The 16,062-nt window shown below is 68.5% G+C and carries 16 protein-coding genes; 11 read left to right on the forward strand and 5 right to left on the reverse strand.

Annotated features, from left to right (window positions below; all coding sequences use genetic code 11):
- Window positions 1-3 precede the first annotated feature (3 nt).
- From ABIC90_RS02225 to ABIC90_RS02245, 5 genes are all read right to left on the reverse strand, one after another.
- Complete coding sequence (locus ABIC90_RS02225; protein ID WP_354352614.1) at window positions 4-1,425, reverse strand: sensor histidine kinase; 1,422 nt, start codon at window positions 1,423-1,425, stop codon at window positions 4-6.
- A gap of 12 nt (window positions 1,426-1,437) precedes the next feature.
- Window positions 1,438-2,103 carry a response regulator gene (locus ABIC90_RS02230; RefSeq protein WP_354352393.1) on the reverse strand — a complete coding sequence of 222 codons (666 nt, stop codon included), beginning with the start codon at window positions 2,101-2,103 and terminating at the stop codon, window positions 1,438-1,440.
- A 26-nt stretch (window positions 2,104-2,129) separates the two neighbouring features.
- Window positions 2,130-3,134 carry a Bug family tripartite tricarboxylate transporter substrate binding protein gene (locus ABIC90_RS02235; protein WP_354352394.1) on the reverse strand — a complete coding sequence of 335 codons (1,005 nt, stop codon included), beginning with the start codon at window positions 3,132-3,134 and terminating at the stop codon, window positions 2,130-2,132.
- 93 nt (window positions 3,135-3,227) lie between these two features.
- Complete coding sequence (locus ABIC90_RS02240; protein ID WP_354352395.1) at window positions 3,228-3,902, reverse strand: hypothetical protein; 675 nt, start codon at window positions 3,900-3,902, stop codon at window positions 3,228-3,230.
- Window position 3,903: 1 nt separating this feature from the next.
- Complete coding sequence (locus ABIC90_RS02245; protein ID WP_354352396.1) at window positions 3,904-4,725, reverse strand: IclR family transcriptional regulator domain-containing protein; 822 nt, start codon at window positions 4,723-4,725, stop codon at window positions 3,904-3,906.
- A gap of 200 nt (window positions 4,726-4,925) precedes the next feature.
- Between ABIC90_RS02245 and ABIC90_RS02250 the strand changes: the two genes are divergently transcribed.
- From ABIC90_RS02250 to ABIC90_RS02300, 11 genes are all read left to right on the forward strand, one after another.
- Window positions 4,926-5,849: a shikimate dehydrogenase family protein gene (locus ABIC90_RS02250; RefSeq protein WP_354352397.1), complete on the forward strand. Its 924-nt coding sequence runs from the start codon at window positions 4,926-4,928 to the stop codon at window positions 5,847-5,849.
- A gap of 30 nt (window positions 5,850-5,879) precedes the next feature.
- The gene (locus ABIC90_RS02255) at window positions 5,880-6,713 is read left to right on the forward strand and encodes a shikimate dehydrogenase family protein (protein WP_354352398.1); all 834 of its coding nucleotides are present in this window, start codon (window positions 5,880-5,882) and stop codon (window positions 6,711-6,713) included.
- Between the two features lie 26 nt (window positions 6,714-6,739).
- Window positions 6,740-7,951 carry a 3-carboxy-cis,cis-muconate cycloisomerase gene (pcaB, locus tag ABIC90_RS02260; protein ID WP_354352399.1) on the forward strand — a complete coding sequence of 404 codons (1,212 nt, stop codon included), beginning with the start codon at window positions 6,740-6,742 and terminating at the stop codon, window positions 7,949-7,951.
- Entirely contained in the window at window positions 7,948-8,379 is a 432-nt protein-coding gene (locus ABIC90_RS02265) for a carboxymuconolactone decarboxylase family protein (RefSeq protein WP_354352400.1), read from the forward strand. Before pcaB ends, ABIC90_RS02265 begins: the two co-directional genes overlap by 4 nt.
- A gap of 58 nt (window positions 8,380-8,437) precedes the next feature.
- Window positions 8,438-9,610, forward strand: a complete 1,173-nt coding sequence (locus tag ABIC90_RS02270; RefSeq protein ID WP_354352615.1) for an MFS transporter — start codon at window positions 8,438-8,440, stop codon at window positions 9,608-9,610.
- A gap of 16 nt (window positions 9,611-9,626) precedes the next feature.
- Window positions 9,627-10,391, forward strand: coding sequence for an alpha/beta fold hydrolase (locus ABIC90_RS02275; RefSeq protein WP_354352401.1), 765 nt, complete (start codon window positions 9,627-9,629; stop codon window positions 10,389-10,391).
- 134 nt (window positions 10,392-10,525) lie between these two features.
- On the forward strand, window positions 10,526-11,317 hold the full coding sequence (locus ABIC90_RS02280) for a 3-ketoacyl-ACP reductase (RefSeq protein WP_354352402.1): 792 nt from the start codon (window positions 10,526-10,528) through the stop codon (window positions 11,315-11,317).
- Window positions 11,318-11,333: 16 nt separating this feature from the next.
- A complete protein-coding gene (locus ABIC90_RS02285; RefSeq protein ID WP_354352403.1) occupies window positions 11,334-13,208 on the forward strand; it encodes a bifunctional sugar phosphate isomerase/epimerase/4-hydroxyphenylpyruvate dioxygenase family protein in 1,875 nt (624 codons plus the stop codon).
- Window positions 13,209-13,263: 55 nt separating this feature from the next.
- Complete coding sequence (locus tag ABIC90_RS02290) at window positions 13,264-14,673, forward strand: MFS transporter (protein WP_354352404.1); 1,410 nt, start codon at window positions 13,264-13,266, stop codon at window positions 14,671-14,673.
- Window positions 14,674-14,743: 70 nt separating this feature from the next.
- Entirely contained in the window at window positions 14,744-15,433 is a 690-nt protein-coding gene (locus tag ABIC90_RS02295; protein WP_354352405.1) for a DsbA family oxidoreductase, read from the forward strand.
- Between the two features lie 118 nt (window positions 15,434-15,551).
- A complete protein-coding gene (locus tag ABIC90_RS02300; protein ID WP_354352406.1) occupies window positions 15,552-16,043 on the forward strand; it encodes a hypothetical protein in 492 nt (163 codons plus the stop codon).
- Window positions 16,044-16,062 lie beyond the last annotated feature (19 nt).

Here is a 16,062-nt window from a genome sequence, read left to right on the forward strand (position 1 = left end):
CGGTCAGTTGGCCGCCGGCCGGGGCCACCAGATGATCGCATGCAGCCCCGTGCCGGCCGCGCGGGCTTCGAGCCGCAGTTCGCCCTTGTGCCGATGCGCGATGGAGCGTGCGATGGCCAGGCCGAGGCCGAAGCCGCCCTTGCCCGCGCGGGCGCCGCGCCTGAAGCGCTGGCCCAATGCCGCGCGCTCTTCATCGCCGAGTCCCGGCCCGTCGTCTTCGACGTTGAGGCTCCAGCCCGCCGCATCGCCCGCCGCAAAAAGGGTGATGGTGCCTTCGGCGGGCGTGTAGGTGATGGCGTTCGTCACCAGGTTGCTCAATGCCTCGCGCAGCAGGCCCCGGTCCGCGACCGCGAGGAGCCCGGGCGTGGGTGCGTGGGTGCCTACGTCTATGCCCAGGTCGATGTGCTTGGCGCGCGCCATCGGCAACAGGTCGACCGCCACTTCGCGCAGCAATGCGCCGAGGTCGAACGCCGCGGGCTCCACCGCCACCGTGTCGCTGCGCCCCAGCGCAAGCAGCTGCTGGGCGCTGCGCGTTGCGCGGCTGATCTCGGTGCCCAGCGCATCGAGCGCGGCCTGCACCTGCGCCGGGTCCTGCTCGCGCTTTGCATAGTCGGCCTGCATCTGCAGCGTGGTGAGGTGCGTGCGCAGCTGGTGCGAGGCGTCGTCCAGAAACTGCCGCTGCTGCGTCACCAGGTCCTGCGTGCGCGACATCTGCTGGTTGACCGCGGCGACAAGCGGGCGCACTTCGGCCGGCAGGTCGGCTTCGGCGATGCGCGTCAGGTCGTCGGGCGTGCGCGCCTGCACCTCGCGTGCGAGCCGCGACAACGGCCGCAGCGCAGCGGCCAGTGCGAGCGCGGTGCCGCAGAGCAGCAACGCGAGCACCAGCCCGTCGCGCAGCGCCGCACTGCGCACGAAGCGCGCGCTGAACTCCTGCCGCGAGCGCGTGCTTTCTCCCACTTGAATGAGCACGCTGCGCCCGGTGCTGCCGGCCGGCGCGCGGTCCAGCTCGCGCCGGTAGGCGGCCAGGCGCACGGCCTCGCCGAAATACGTGGCGTCGTAGAAGGCCGGCACGCCGGTCTTCAGATCGGTGGGCGGCGCGGGCAGGTCGGCGCTGCCGAGCTCGACCAGCCCGTCCGATGTCGCCACCCTGAAGAACACCTGGCCGCTGGCCGTCAGCTCGAAGAACTCGAACATCGTGTACGGCAGCTCTACCGAAAGGCCGCCCGAGACGGTGGAGATGTTGGCGTCGATGGATTTCAAGGCACCCAGCAGCGAGCGGTCGTAGGCCGCGTTGGCGGCGGCGAGCGCGTCGTGCCGCGTCATCCACAGTTCGAGGCCCGTCACCACCAGCAGGGCAGGGAACAGCAGCAGCGCGAGCCGTTGCCAGAGGCTGGCACGCCTGAGCCGGTTGGCGATGCCCCGCATCACGCGCACACTTCAGTCTGATTCCAGCACATAGCCCAGCCCGCGCAGCGTGACGATGCGCACGCCGGTGCCTTCCAGGCGCTTGCGCAGCCGGTAGACGAAGACCTCGACCGCCTCGGGATGCACCTCTTCGTCGTCGGGAAACACCCGCTCCAGGATCTGCTGCTTGGACAGCGGCTCCCCGCTGCGCTGCACCAGCACCCGCAGCACCGCCAGCTCGCGCGGCGACAGGGCCAGCGCCTCGCCGTTCAGCGCAAACTGCCGGCGCGCGCTGTCGTACACCAGCGGCCCGCACGCCAGCCGTGGATGCTCCACGCCGCGCGCCCGCCGCACCAGCGCATGCAGCCGCGCCTCGAGCTCGGCCAGCGCGAAGGGCTTGGCGAGGAAGTCGTCGGCGCCTTCATTGAGCGAGGCCACCCGCTCGTTGAGCGAATCGCGCGCGGTGAGGATCAGCGCCGGCAGCCGCTGGTCGCGGTCGCGCAGCCGCTGCAGCACCGTGTGGCCGTCCATGCCGGGCAGGCCCAGGTCGAGCACCAGCGCGTCGTGGTCGCGCTGCTGCAATGCGCGGTCGGCAAGCCGGCCGTCGTCCACCCATTCGACCTGGATGCCCGCATGCTCCAGCGCCTTGCAGAGCCAGGTGCCCAGGGTGTGTTCGTCTTCGGCCAGCAGGATGCGCATGGCGCCGATGCTAGGGCCTGCGGGGCTCAGTCTGGCTTGATGTTTGCCCTTGCGATCACCTTCTGCCAGCGGGCTTGCTCCGTCGCGATGAACTGCGTGAACTGTTCCGGCGTGCCGCCCACGGCCTCGGCCGCATCGGCCGTGAGCCGTTGCATCGAATCGGGCGACTTCACCGCCTTCATCGTTTCGGCCGAAAGCTTGGCCAGGTTTGCCGGCTCGATGTTGGCGGGCGCGAGCATGCCGTACCACTGCGTCATCTCGAAACCCGGAAAGCCTTGCTCGGCCACGGTCGGCACATCGGGCAACTGCGCGAGGCGCTTGGCCGAGCCGGTCGCGATGCAGCGCACCTTGCCCGCCTTGATGAACGGAATGATGGCCGCCGCGCCGATGGCCGAGGCGTCGAGCCGGCCCGAGAGCAGGTCGGTCACCATCGGGCCGGTGCCGCGGTAAGGCACGTGCAGCATGAACACGTCGGCCGTCATCTTCAGGTACTCGAAGGCCAGGTGGCCCGCGCTGCCGTTGCCCGCGGAGCCGTAGCTCAGCTTGCCCGGCTTGCTCTTGGCATAGGCGATGAATTCCTTGAGGTTCTTCGCGGGCACGTCGGGGTGCACCACGTAGAGGCTGGGCACCTTGGCCAGCAGGCTCACGGGCTTGAAGTCCTTGTTCGCGTCGTAGGGCAGCTTGGCGAAGATGTACGGGTTCACCGCCAGCGTGCCGATGTGGCCGAGGATCAGCGTGTGCTGGTCGGTGCTGCGCGCCACTTCGCTCATCGCGATGTTGCCGGCCGCGCCGGGCTTGTTGTCGACGAAGACGCTCTGGCCCAGCGTGCGCGAGAGCTCGGCGGCGGTGGAGCGCGCGACGATTTCCGAACTGCCGCCCGGGGCGAAGGGCACGACGAAGCGCACCGACTTGCTGGGCCAGCCCGATTGGGCCGAGGCCAGCGAGGGGAGCAGTCCGCCGAGGGCGAGGGCGGACCCGCCCTGCAGCAGCCGGCGGCGCGTGGAAATCTCGTTCAGGAAGTCATAGGACATGGTGCTTGTCTCCGTCACTTTTGTAGGAAGGACCGGATGCTGCACCACGGAGGCTGTCGGAATGCTGTCAGTCGCGGTTAGGGCCTGTTCACACTACGCAAGGGGACCCCTTGCGTAGTGTGAACAGGCCCTAGTCCAGTAGTCCTGCCCGAATTCGCGGGCGAGCCGCGCGATGAGCGCCTCGGTGCGCGCGAGCACTCCCGCAGCCTGCGCCCGCACGGGTTCGTGGTCAAAGCGCAGGTTGCGGTGCGTCTCCCCCGAGTCCGGGTCGCTTTCGTGCATGTAGAGCGTGCCTTCGTAAAGGTGCAGCTCGAACGCCCAGCCCTGCTCGTAGTAGGAGAACACTTCTCCCGCTTGCCGGGTGTCGAGCGATTCGATGAAGAGTCGGCCCTCGATGAAGTGGTCGTGCCACGGAAAGCTCAGCACCAGACCGTCCGGCGCATGGACCACCGGCCGGTTCCAGAAATACGCGCCGCGGCGCGGGTCCCTGCCGTGGCGGCCCGCCTTGTCGAGCACGTCGCGGTAGTGCCTGCACAGCTCGCCTTCCTTGCCCGCGGCGTCGGCGGACAGGACGAAGTGCCGCTCCACGAGCGAAATGGCGGGCTGCACCAGCGGTTCGCGCAAGGCTTCCCATTGCGTTGGCGAGAAGTCGTTCTCCGGGCCGTAGTAGAAGTTGGGCGAGATCGCAAAGCCGATGTCGACCTGCACGCCGTCCACCGGCTCCGACTGACGGATCCAATCGGGAAGAGCGGACTCAGGAGTCGCCATGTCAGATCAGGTTGCGCATTGCCTGCGCCGTCTCGCGCAGCACCGGCAGCACGCGCGCCACCGCGTCCTCGGAGCTTTCATGCCCCATCGGCATCGTGATGTTGAGCGCGCCCACCAGCGTGCCGTGCCGGTCGCGCAGCGGCACCGCGATGCCGCGCGAGTTCAGGTCCAGCTGCTGCTCCGACAGCGACCAGCCCTGCGCGCGGATGCGGGCCAGTTCGAGCTTCATGCGCTCCATGCTTGCGATGGTGTGCGGCGTGAACACCTGCAGCTGGCGCGTGGCAAGCCAGTCGGCCAGCGCCGCGTCGCTGCGCAGCGCCAGCATCAACATGCCCGCGGCCGTGACCTGCGCCGGCACCCGCGCGCCCAGCACGTAGCCGGTGCTCATGCTGCGGTTGGGTCCGTTGCGGGCGATGTAGATCACTTCGTCGCCGTCCATCACGCTGAGGTAGGCGATCTCGTTGGTGCCGGCCGCCACGCGCTGCAGAAAGGGCTGCACCACGCGCGGCAGGCGGGCCGATTCCAGGTACGAGCGGCCCAGCCGCAGCACCCGCGGCGTGAGCCAGAAGAGCTTGCCGTCGCTGGCGACGTAGCCCATGTGCTGCAGCGTGAGCAGGTAGCGGCGCGCGGCGGTGCGCGTCATGTTCGTGCGCTGCCCGGCCTGGCTGGCGGTCAGGCGCGGGTTGGCGTCGTCGAAGGCTTCGATGATGCTCACGCCGCGCTCCAGGCCGGCGATCCAGTCGCGCTTGTCCAGGCCCGGCGGCGGGCTCGAGTCGTCCTTGCGCGGTTCAGGCGGATCGTTCGGGCTGGGCGTGTCGGTCATGGTCGGGAGTGTGCCTTTGGCGAGCGCGGGGCAGGCTGCATTCGGTGAGGGTGAAAACCCTAGGTTTGATCGATTGTCAGTTTTTTGTGATCGATCATCGCTCGAAATGTGAACTGCAGCGCTGCAGAAAGTTGTCGATGGGTCTATAAAGCTCGGCACCCCGCCTCCCAAAGAGCGATTGACGAACGGAAGACAAGCACATGAGCCATTCCATCAGCGGCAGCACCCAGGCTTACCTGATCCCGGGCGATCCGGTGCGCAATGTGCGGCTTCCGCGCATGTTCAACGCCACGTTCGAGCGCTTCGGCATCGACGCGGTGCTGCTGCCCATGCAGGTGCCGGTGCGCGACTTCGCGGTGTTCTTCAAGTCGGCCTTCCTGGCGCGCAATGTGCGCGGCATGGTCATCGCGCCGCCGCACAAGCCGCTGGTGGTCGACCTGCTCGACGGCTGCGGCCTCTTCGGCCGCGTGGCGGGCTCGGTCAACGTGGTGCGCCGCACCGAAGGCGACCAGCTCGAAGGCGACCTGTTCGACGGCGAAGGCCTGATCGGCGCGCTGGACCACTGCAACATTCCTTTTCGCGGCAAGCGCGTGCTGATCCTGGGCGCGGGCGTGAGCGCCGCGGCCATCGGCGTGGCGCTGGCCGAGGGCGGCACGGTCAACGGTGCGGAGCACATTGCCTTTCACGACACGGCGGCCGGCAAGGCGGCGGGCGTGGCGGCCAAGCTCGATGCCTTCTTCGATGCCACCGTGGTCGCGGCCGACAGCAATGCGCCCGAGGGCTTCGACCTGGTCGTCAATGCCACGCCGCTCGGGCTGGTCGAAGGCGATGCGCTGCCGGTGGACGTGACACGCATGGACCGCCATGCGGCGCTCTTCGACATCCTGCTGCGCAACCAGCCCACGCCGCTGGTGCGCGCCGCGCGTGCGCGCGGGCTCAACGCGCAGGCCGGCTTCGAAATGCTGATCCAGCAGATGCCGCACTACCTGCGCTATTTCGGCCACCTGGATGCGGCCGAGGCGCTGCAGGCCGACGCCAATTTCTTGCGCGAGATCGTCTATCCGCCCGCGATGCAGGCCGAGATCGCCAACCCCTTGCGCTACCACTCGCCCAGCGTCGCCTGAGGCTTCGAATCCTTCAACGAAACGGCTTTCATGATTTCCGGTAAGACAACGCTCATCGCCCATATCGGCTATCCGACCGAAGCCTTCAAGGCGCCGATGATCTACAACCCCTGGTTCGACAAGCAGGGCATCGACGCGGTGGTGGTGCCCATGGGCGTGAAGCCCGAGGACTATGCGGCCAGCCTGAAGCAGATCTTCAGGTTCTCGAACATCCGCGGCGCGCTGGTAACCATGCCGCACAAGGTCACGACGATGGGGCTGGTGGACGAGGTCACGCCCACGGCCCGCGTGGCGGGCGCGTGCAACGCCGTCCTCAAGCGCCCGGACGGCACGCTGCTGGGCGACCAGTTCGACGGCGCGGGCTTCGTGCGCGGCGTGGAGCGCAAGGGCCGCCTCTTCAAGGGCGCGCGGGTGCTGGTGTCGGGCACGGGCGGCGTGGGCTCGGCCATTGCGGCGTCGATAGCCGCCGCCGGCGCTGCGGAACTGATGCTGTTCGACATGAGCGACGCCTCGGCCCAGGCTCTGGCCGCAAGGCTGCGCGAGCACTACCCGCAAATGAAGGTCGCCACGGGTTCCAAGGACCCGGCCGGCTACGACGTGGTGGTCAACGCCACGCCGCTGGGCATGAAGGACACCGATCCGCTGCCCTTCGACGTGGACCGCATCGCTCCCACCACCTTCGTCGGCGAGGTCGTCATGAAGACCGAATACACCCCGCTGCTGCAAGCCGCCAGGGCCAAGGGCTGCGCGGTGCAGGTGGGCACCGACATGCTCTTCGAGATGATCCCCGCGTACCTCGAATTCTTCGGCTTCGGCACTGCGTCGCCCGACGAATTGCGTGCCGTGGCGCAACTCCAGTACTGATCGAAAGAAAGAAACCAGGTCACCGAATGAGCATTTTTGAAGGCTTTCTTTCCACCTCCGAAACGCTGGGCGCCTTCAGCGACCGCGCTTTCGTCGATGCCATGCTGCGCTTCGAAGCCGCGCTCGCACGCGCGCAGGCCGCCGAGGGGCTGATTCCCGAGAGCGCCGCGCACTCCATCGTCGGCAGCTGCAAGGTCGAGCTGTTCGACGTGGCCAAGATCGTGCGCGAAAGCGGCCGCGCGGGCAGCGTCGCGATCCCGCTGGTGAAGGCGCTGCGCGAAGCGGTGGGCCTGTTCAATGCGCAGGCCGCGCCCTTCGTGCATTTCGGCAGCACCAGCCAGGACGTGATCGACAGCGCCATGGCGCTGGTCACGCGCGAGGCCGTCTTGCTGGTGGAAGTGGACCTGTCGAGGATCGTGAGTGCGCTGCTGCGCCTGGCGAGCCAGTACGCCGAGACGCCGATGCTGGCGCGCACGCTGATGCAGCCCGCCTCGGTCACCAGCTTCGGCTTCAAGTGCGCGGGCTGGGCGGCGCCGCTGGTGCGCAGCCGCATCCGCCTGCACAGTGCCGCAAAGCACGCGCTGAAACTGCAACTGGGCGGGGCCGTCGGCACGCTCGCGCAAATGAAGGGGCAGGGCGCCGCGGTGCGTAAGCGCATGGCCGAGGAACTGGGCCTGGGCGACCCCGGCGCCACCTGGCACACGCAGCGCGACGAATGGGTGGCGCTGGGCTGCGAACTCGCGCTGGTCACGGGCAGCCTGGGCAAGGTTGCGGTCGACATCGCGCTGCTCGGCCAGTACGAAGTGGGCGAAGTCACCGAGCCCAGCGAACCCGGCCGCGGCGGCTCGTCGGCCATGCCGCACAAGCGCAACCCCGTGGCCTCGATGGTCGCCATTGCCGCCGCGCACCGTGCGCCGCAGCGCGTGGCGGCCCTGCTGGCCGCGATGCCGCAGCAACACGAACGCGCGCTGGGCGCATGGCAGGCCGAGCTGGCCGAATGGCCGCAGCTGCTGATGTCGGCGCACGGCAGCGTGCGCGCCATGGCCGGTGCCTTGCCCGGCCTGCAGGTCGACAGCGCGCGCATGCGCGCCAACATCGATCGCCTGCGCGCCGAGCTGCCGCGCGAGGCGGCGGACGAATGGTTCGATCCCGCGCTCGCCGTCCATGCCGGCCGCATCGCGCATGCGGAAGTGAAGACTATGCAAGCCACTCTCTCCTCGAAGGACCTCACGCAATGACCGCCCCCGACACCCCGAGCAATCCGTATGAAGACGGCCTGGTCAACCGCCGCCGCGTGCTCGGCGACGCCTGGGTCGACAAGTCGCTGGCCAACCGCAACGGCTTCAACGCCGAGTTCCAGGAACTGATCACGCGCCACGCGTGGAACGACATCTGGGGCCGCCCCGCGCTGGGCGACAAGACGCGCCGGTTCATGGTGCTGTCGATGATGCTGGGCATCCACGCCTACGAGGAGTTCGCGATGCATGTGCGCGCTGCCCTCGACGGCCCGCCCGAGTCGCGCCTGACGCCCGACGACATCAAGGAAGTGATCATGATGGCCGCCATCTACTGCGGCGTGCCGGTGGCCAACCATGCCTTCGGCATTGCCACGAACATCCTGCGCGAGAAGGGGTTGCTGCCCGCGGCACCGGCGCCCGCGCAGTGAGCGCGCATTGAATGCGCCGGTGGCGGCCAAGGGCCGCTTCGACCCCAGCTTCACGTTGATGCTGCCGCTGTTGCTGGCGGCACAGCCGGTGGCCACCGACAGCTACCTGCCGGCATTGCCCGCCATCGCCAGGGAGCTCGGCTCGGCCAGCACCAGCCTCACGCTGTTCGTGCTGGCCTTCGGCTTTGCGCAGCTGCTGTGCGGGCCGCTCGCGGACCGCTTCGGCCGCCGGCCGGTGCTGCTCGCGGGGCTGGCCTGCTATGCGATCGCCGCACTCGGCGGTGCGTTCGCGGGCAGCGCGGGGGTGCTGGCGGGCTGGCGCACGCTGCAGGGTTTTCCGATGGCGGCGATCCTGGTGTGTGCGCGCGCGGCGGTGCGCGATCTCTATCCGGCGCACGAAGGCCCGCATGTGATGGCGCGCGGCCTCACGGGGCTGGGCGCGGTCGGGCTCGTGGCGCCGCTACTGGGCGCATGGCTGGTGCAGGGCGCGGGGTGGCGCTGGGTGATGGTGGCGATGGCGGTCTATGCCTCGCTGCTGCTGGCGATGTGCTGGCGCTCGTTCGGCGAAACGCACAAGCCTTTGCCGCAAGGGGCGGGCGCTGAAGCATCGTCCGCACCGCGCGGCAGCACGCGCGTGGTGTTCGCGAGCCGGTCGTTCCGCGCCTGGGCGTCGCTCGCCGCGGCTACCTACGGCGGGCTCTTCTGTTTTCTGCTGCTCTCGCCGATGGTCTACATCGGCTACCTGGGCTGGTCGCCCGCCATGTACGGCTGGATTCCGGCGGGCGGCTCGCTGGTCTACATCTTCAGCACCACGATGTGCCGCACGCTGCTGCGCCGCTACGGGCCTGTGCGCGCCGTGCGGCTGGGCGCCTCGCTCAGCATGGCCGGCGCGCTCGTCCAGGCGTTGGGCTGCTGGCTGATGCCGCTCAGCGCGGTGCCGCTGCTGGTGGGCCATGCGGTGTACTGCCTCGGCCACGGCATCCATCAGCCCTGCGGCCAGGCCGGCGCGGTGGGCGACCTGCCGCACCTGGCAGGGCGGGCCGTGTCGTGGTCGGGGTTCGGCATGATGATGGTCGCCTTCTGCGTGGGGCAGACCGCCGCGCTGTTCGTCGATGCCGACTACTCCCGCGGCGCCTGGCCCATGGTCGTGCCGATGCTGGCGGCCGGCGCGGTGCTGCTGGCCATCGCCTTCGCCTGGCTCCCCCGTCTTCAACACCCCAAGCATCCGTAGAAAAGGAAACCACACCATGACCCGCTTGAATGTCGTCCGCGAGGGCGAGGGCCCCTTTGTCGTGCTCAGCCATGCGCTGGGTTGCAACCTGCGCATGTGGGACGGCGTCGCCGCCGAGCTGGCGCGCGCCCACACGGTGATCCGCTACGACCACCGCAACCACGGCGGCTCCGAACGGGTGCCCGGCGCGCTGCGCGTGGAAATGCTGGCGCAGGACGCGGCCGAGCTCATCCAGCGTGAAGCGGGCGGCGAGCCGGTGCATTTTGTCGGGCTCTCGATGGGCGGAATGACCGCGCAGGCGCTGGCGGTGCGGCACCCCGAACTGCTCAGGACGATGGTGATCGCCAATTCGTCGGCCCACTACCCCGACCAGGCGCCCTGGCGCGCGCGCGCCCAGACGGTGGGCACCCAGGGCATCGCCGCCATTGCGGCCGGTGCCGTGTCGCGCTGGCTCACGCCGGGCTTTGTCGCCACGCCCGAAGGTGCGGCCGCCGCAAGGTCGCTGCACGAGATGCTGATGGCCAACGACGCAGAGGGCTACATCGAGAGCTGCAACGCGGTCGCGGCCATCGACTTTCGCGAGAGCAACCATCGCATCGCCGTGCCCACGCTGGTGCTGGGCGGCCTGCAGGACGAGGCCACGCCGATGGCCATGTCCGAGGCCATGGCGGCGGCCATTCCGAATGCGCGGCTGGCCACCATCGACGCGGCGCACCTGAGCGCGGTGGAGCGGCCAGTGGAATTTGCGCAGCTGCTGATCGATTTTTGGCGCAGCCTCTGACGCCTGGCCGCCACACACCGAACCTAGGTGTATCCCGTATTCCGTGCGAACAGTGATCGAATGTGATCGATGATCGAACGCTGAGAGCTTTGGCTTCGTTGTGAAAGACGCGCAGCCTTTCTAAAGTCGCGGCCATGAACTCACAACAGCGTTCTTCAGCCCGCGTCGCGGTGGTCACCGGCGGGGCTGGCGGCATCGGCGGCGGCATCGTGGTGGCGCTGTCGCAGCGCGGCTTCGATGTGGTGGTCTGCGACCTGAAGATCGCGCCGGCCGCCGCCGAAGAACTTCGCCGGCGCGCCGCGCCTTCGGCCCGGCTGGCGTTTGTCGAAGGCGACCTCGCCGACCTTTCCGGCCACGCTTCGATGGTCGAGGCCATCTACGCAGCCTTTGGCCATGTCGATTGCCTGGTCAACAACGCCGGCGTCTCGGTCAAGTCGCGCGGCGATCTGCTCGACGTTTCGCCCGAGAGCTACGACCTGAACTTCGGCGTCAACACGCGCGCCGGCTTTTTCCTGACGCAGGCCATCTGCCGCCGCATGCTGGCCGACGGCATCCAGACGAAGGAGAGCGAGCGCTCGATTGTTTTCATCTCGTCGTCGAATGCGGCCATTGCCGCACCGGAGCGGGGCGAATACGCCATGTCCAAGGCGGCGGTCGCAATGATGGCCAAGCTCTTCTCGATACGCCTCGCGCCGCACGGCATTGCGGTGTACGAGGTGCGCCCGGGCCTCATCAAGACCCCGATGACCCAAGTGGCCCAGGAGCGTTTCGACAAGTTGCTGTCAGAGGGCTTCACGCCCATCAACCGCTGGGGCCTGCCCGAGGACGTGGGCCGCGCCGTGGCCACCATGGCCGCCGGCGACCTGCCTTTCACGACGGGCACGGCCATCCAGGTGGACGGCGGCATGCACATCCACCAGTACTGACGCACTGACGCGCCCCATGCATCGCTCCATCGCCACGGTCTCGCTCAGCGGCACCCTTCGCCAGAAGCTCGAAGCCGTCGCGGCCGCCGGGTTCGACGGCATCGAGCTGTTCGAGGCCGACTTCATCAACTTCAAGGGCACGGCCGCCGAACTGCGCGGCATCGTTGCCGACCTCGGCCTGTCGATCGACCTGTACCAGCCGTTCCGCGACTTCGAGGGCATGCCACAGCCTCAGTTTCTGCGCAGCCTGGAGCGCGCCGAGCGCAAGTTCGACCTGATGGAAGCGATGGGCGCACCGATGGTGCTGTGCTGTTCGAACACCTCGCCGCTGTGCGTGAACGACCCGGCGCTGGCCGCCGCGCAGCTGCACGAACTGGCCGAGCGCGCCGCGCGCCGCAACCTGCGCGTGGGCTTCGAGGCGCTGGCCTGGGGTCGCCACACCTCGCTGTACGGCCAGGCCTGGCACATCGTGAAGCAGGCGGACCATGCGCACCTGGGGCTGATCCTCGACAGCTTCCACACGCTGTCGCTCAAGGACGACCCGGCGGGCATCGCCGACATTCCCGGCGACAAGATCTTCTTTCTGCAGATGGCCGATGCGCCCTTGCTGGCCATGGACGTGCTGCAGTGGGCGCGCCACCACCGGTCGTTTCCGGGGCAGGGCGATTTCGACGTGACCGGCTTCTTCGCTCAGGTGCTGCGCGCGGGCTACACCGGGCCGCTGTCGCTGGAGATCTTCAACGACATCTTTCGCGAGACGCCCAACCGCCGCACCGCGGTCGATGCGATGCGCTCGCTGCTGTTCCTGGAAAGCGAAGCGCGCCAACGCCTGGACGCCGCGCAGCCGCAGCGCGTGGAGCTGTTCAACCCGCCGCCCGTGGCCGCGCTCTCGGGCCTGTCGTTCATCGAATTCGCGGCCGACGAAGCCTCGGCGCTCACGCTCGACGCGCTGGTGCGGCAACTGGGCTTTCGCCGCATCGGCAAGCACCGCTCCAAGGCCGTGACGCTGTACCGGCAGGGCGAGATCAACTTCATCGTCAACGCGCAGCCCGACTCCTTTGCGCGCGGCCGCTTCGACGCACACGGCACCTCGGTGTGCGCGCTGGGCGTGCGTTGCGCCGATCCTTTGGCTGCGGTGGGCCGCGCGACGGCCATGCGCTCCAAGCGGCACGACAGCCCCGTGGGCCCCAACGAGCTGCGCGTGCCGGCGGTGGTGGCGCCGGGCGGCAACCTCATTCATTTCGTGTCGGAGGCGCTGGGCGCCAACGGGCTGTACGAGGCGGACTTCATCCTCGAAGACAACGCGCCCGAGGCCAACGACGCGGGCCTGAAGCGCATCGACCACGTCGCGCTCGGCCTGGCGCTCGACCAGCTGGACACCTGGGTGCTCTTTACCCGCGCGGTGCTCGGCCTGGAGCCCGGCGAAAGCCTGGAGCTTGCAGATCCCTTCGGCCTCATTCGCAGCCGCGGCGTTGCCAACGCGGCCCGCAGCCTGCGCCTGGTGCTCAACGTGTCGCTGAGCCAGCGCACCCGCACCGCGCGCACGCTCAGCGTGACGGGCGGCGGCGCGGTGCACCACATGGCGCTGGCTTGCGACGACATCTTCGAATCGGTGGACACGCTGCGCGCCAACGGCACCCGCTTCGTGCCGATCTCGGACAATTACTACGACGACCTGGCCACGCGCACCGACCTGGCGCCCGAACTGCTTGCGCGCATGCGCGCGGCGGGCGTGCTGTTCGACCGTTCGCCGGCCGGCGACTATCTGCACATCTACACCGAGAGCTTCGAAGGCGGCTTCTTCTTCGAGGTCGCCCAGCGCATGGGCGGCTACGACGCCTACGGCGCGCTCAACGCACCGGCGCGCATGGCGTCGCAGGCGCAGGACTGATTTCTTTCCCCCGTTCGTCACTGACTCACCACTGGATCATCACTGGAGACAACCCATGGCCACTGCAACAGCCAAAGAGCCGCAAGGCAGGCACCAGTCGAAGAAAGCCGCCGCAAGCGGCTGGATCGGCTCGGCGCTGGAGTACTACGACTTCTTCATCTACGCCACCGCTGCGGCGCTGATCTTTCCGCAGATCTTCTTTCCCAAGGGAGACCCCACCACGGCCATCGTCGCGTCACTCGCGACCTACGGCGTGGGCTATGTCGCGCGCCCCATCGGCGCCTTCGTGCTCGGCCACTGGGGCGACACGCACGGGCGCAAGCAGGTGCTGGTGCTGTGCATGTTCCTCATGGGCTTCTCGACCTTGGCCGTGGGCCTGTTGCCCACCTATGACCAGGTCGGCCTGCTGGCGCCCGTGCTGCTGGTGCTGCTGCGCCTGGTGCAGGGCTTTGCGGTGGCGGGCGAGATCTCGGGCGCGAGCTCGATGATCCTGGAGCACGCACCCTTCGGCCGCCGCGGCTTCTTTGCGAGCTTCACGCTGCAGGGCGTGCAGGCCGGCCAGATTTTGGCGGCCGCCGTGTTCCTGCCGCTCGCGCACTACATGCCCGAGGAGGCCTTCAATTCGTGGGGCTGGCGCATTCCGTTCCTGCTGAGCTTCCTGGTGATCGTGGCCGGCTACATCATTCGCCGCGAGGTCGATGAAACGCCCGCCTTCACCGATGCCGGCAACAAGGGCCAAGTGGCCAAGTCGCCCATCGTCCAGGCCTTCACCGACAGTTGGGCCGACATGCTGCGCGTGGTCTGCATGGCGCTGATGAACGTGATTCCGGTGGTGGCCACCGTGTTCGGCGCCGCGTATGCGGTGCAGGCCGCCTACGGCATCGGCTTCCAGAAAGACGTGTACCTGTGGATTCCCGTGCTGGGCAACATCCTCGCGGTGCTGGTGATTCCGTTCGTGGGCAACCTGTCGGACCGCATCGGCCGCAAGCCGCCGATCATCATCGGTGCGCTGGCCTCGGGGCTGCTGTCCTTCGTGTACCTGTATGCCATCAGCATCAAGAACGTGCCGCTCGCGATCTGCATGTCGCTCCTGATGTGGGGCATCGTGTACCAGGGCTACAACGCGACCTTCCCGAGCTTCTATCCGGAGCTGTTCCGCACCCGCAACCGCGTGTCGGCCATGGCCATCTCGCAGAACATCGGCACCACCTTCACCGCGCTGCTGCCTGCGCTGTTCGCCGCCGTGGCGCCTCCGGGCTCGAACAATGTGTGGCTCACGGTGGGTGCCATCACCTTCGCGGTGACCATCCTGGCCGCACTCGCCGCGATGAGCGCGCGGGAGACCTACCGCATCCACATGCACGACCTGGGCGACCCCAACGCCGTGCCGGTGGAGAAGGACGAGTACGAGCGCCTGCGCGAGCAGACGCTCTCGGACGCGCGCATGGCCAAGGCCGCGGCCTGACCGTGGGGGCTGGCCGGGTTCAAAACCTTGCCAGCACCAAGGCTTGGGGCGCCGTGAAGAATGGCGCTCCATGACCACCTCTTCTTCCTCTTCCCACCTCAAGATCGATTTCGTCTCCGACGTGTCGTGCCCCTGGTGTGCCGTCGGCCTGAGTTCGCTCGAGGCGGCCATCCAGCGCGTGGCACCGGGCGTCACTGTGGAGCTGCACTTCCAGCCCTTCGAGCTGAACCCGCAAATGCCGCCCGAAGGGCAGGACACCTTCGAGCACCTGAACCAGAAGTACGGCTCCTCGCGCGAGCAGCAGGCAGAGGCGCGCGAGATGATCCGCCAGCGCGGCGCGGCCGTGGGCTTCGAGTTCAGCCCCGAAGGCCGGCCCCGCGTCTACAACACCTTCAATGCGCACCGGCTCCTGCACTGGGCCGATCTTGAAAGCCCGGCCCAACAGGCGGCGCTCAAGAAGCTGCTGCTCAAGGCCTACTTCACCGACCGCCAGAACCCTTCGGACACCGAAGTGCTGGTGCGTGCGGCGACCGAAGCGGGGCTCGATGCGGCGCGGGCCCGCGAGATCTTGAACAGCGACGAATACGCCGACCAGACCCGCGAGCGCGAGCGCATGTACACCGAGGCCGGCATCCACTCGGTGCCCGCGATCATCATCAACGACCAGCACCTGATCTCCGGCGGCCAGCCGGTCGAGGTGTTCGAGCGTGCGTTGCGCCAGATTGCCGGCGCTGCGCCGGCCACCCTGTCCGTGGCCTGACTGCGCGGGGCCGCTGCGGCTTCTTTGCGCAGCGTTACGAAAGTAAAGGGCGTCAACGCGGGGTGGTGCAGGGCGGTTGAGAGGAGCATCCTCAACACGCTCAGCCACAGGAGTCCCCATGAAGAAAAAAAGCCTGCTCGCCGCCGTAGGCGCCACGCTGGCGCCGCTTGCCCTGGTGGCCGCGGTATCGCTGCCGGCCCACGCCGACGAATACGGCAAGCACCCGTTCTACCTGCACGCGCTCACCGACCTGCGCACGGCCGCCTGGCAGGTGGACCACCGCCGTCCTGAAGACGGCCAGGTCTCGCGCGACGAGATGGTGATGCACGACGAGATCCGCGCGGCCATCGGCGACCTGCAGCGCGCCGCGTGGCTCGACGGCAAGCCCGTCGAATGGCGCGAGCCCGCCGATGTGTGGCTGCCGCGCGAAGGCCGTTTGCATGCCGCGGCCGACCTGCTGCGCAAGGTGCGTTCGGACGTGGCGCGCGAAGAAGACGACCCGCGTTCGCGCCCCTTCCAACAGCGCGGGCTGGCGCATGTGGATGCAGCGCTCGATGCCGCGCAGCATGCCATCGGCGACGTGCGCCATCACGACATGCGCAGGGAGTGAGCAGGGTGGTGGCCCGCTG

This window comes from Variovorax boronicumulans (assembly GCF_040544675.1).
GTDB classification, from domain to species: Bacteria; Pseudomonadota; Gammaproteobacteria; order Burkholderiales; family Burkholderiaceae_C; genus Variovorax; species Variovorax boronicumulans_D.

Coding starts and splice junctions, on each gene's coding strand:
- pcaB (WP_354352399.1), top strand. CDS start 6,740: ATGAGCATTTTTGAAGGCTTTCTTTCCACCTCCGAAACGCTGGGCGCC.
- ABIC90_RS02230 (WP_354352393.1), bottom strand. CDS start 2,103: ATGCGCATCCTGCTGGCCGAAGACGAACACACCCTGGGCACCTGGCTC.
- ABIC90_RS02245 (WP_354352396.1), bottom strand. CDS start 4,725: ATGACCGACACGCCCAGCCCGAACGATCCGCCTGAACCGCGCAAGGAC.
- ABIC90_RS02285 (WP_354352403.1), top strand. CDS start 11,334: ATGCATCGCTCCATCGCCACGGTCTCGCTCAGCGGCACCCTTCGCCAG.
- ABIC90_RS02270 (WP_354352615.1), top strand. CDS start 8,438: ATGCTGCCGCTGTTGCTGGCGGCACAGCCGGTGGCCACCGACAGCTAC.
- ABIC90_RS02240 (WP_354352395.1), bottom strand. CDS start 3,902: ATGGCGACTCCTGAGTCCGCTCTTCCCGATTGGATCCGTCAGTCGGAG.
- ABIC90_RS02235 (WP_354352394.1), bottom strand. CDS start 3,134: ATGTCCTATGACTTCCTGAACGAGATTTCCACGCGCCGCCGGCTGCTG.
- ABIC90_RS02250 (WP_354352397.1), top strand. CDS start 4,926: ATGAGCCATTCCATCAGCGGCAGCACCCAGGCTTACCTGATCCCGGGC.
- ABIC90_RS02300 (WP_354352406.1), top strand. CDS start 15,552: ATGAAGAAAAAAAGCCTGCTCGCCGCCGTAGGCGCCACGCTGGCGCCG.
- ABIC90_RS02225 (WP_354352614.1), bottom strand. CDS start 1,425: ATGCGGGGCATCGCCAACCGGCTCAGGCGTGCCAGCCTCTGGCAACGG.
- ABIC90_RS02290 (WP_354352404.1), top strand. CDS start 13,264: ATGGCCACTGCAACAGCCAAAGAGCCGCAAGGCAGGCACCAGTCGAAG.
- ABIC90_RS02275 (WP_354352401.1), top strand. CDS start 9,627: ATGACCCGCTTGAATGTCGTCCGCGAGGGCGAGGGCCCCTTTGTCGTG.
- ABIC90_RS02255 (WP_354352398.1), top strand. CDS start 5,880: ATGATTTCCGGTAAGACAACGCTCATCGCCCATATCGGCTATCCGACC.
- ABIC90_RS02280 (WP_354352402.1), top strand. CDS start 10,526: ATGAACTCACAACAGCGTTCTTCAGCCCGCGTCGCGGTGGTCACCGGC.
- ABIC90_RS02295 (WP_354352405.1), top strand. CDS start 14,744: ATGACCACCTCTTCTTCCTCTTCCCACCTCAAGATCGATTTCGTCTCC.
- ABIC90_RS02265 (WP_354352400.1), top strand. CDS start 7,948: ATGACCGCCCCCGACACCCCGAGCAATCCGTATGAAGACGGCCTGGTC.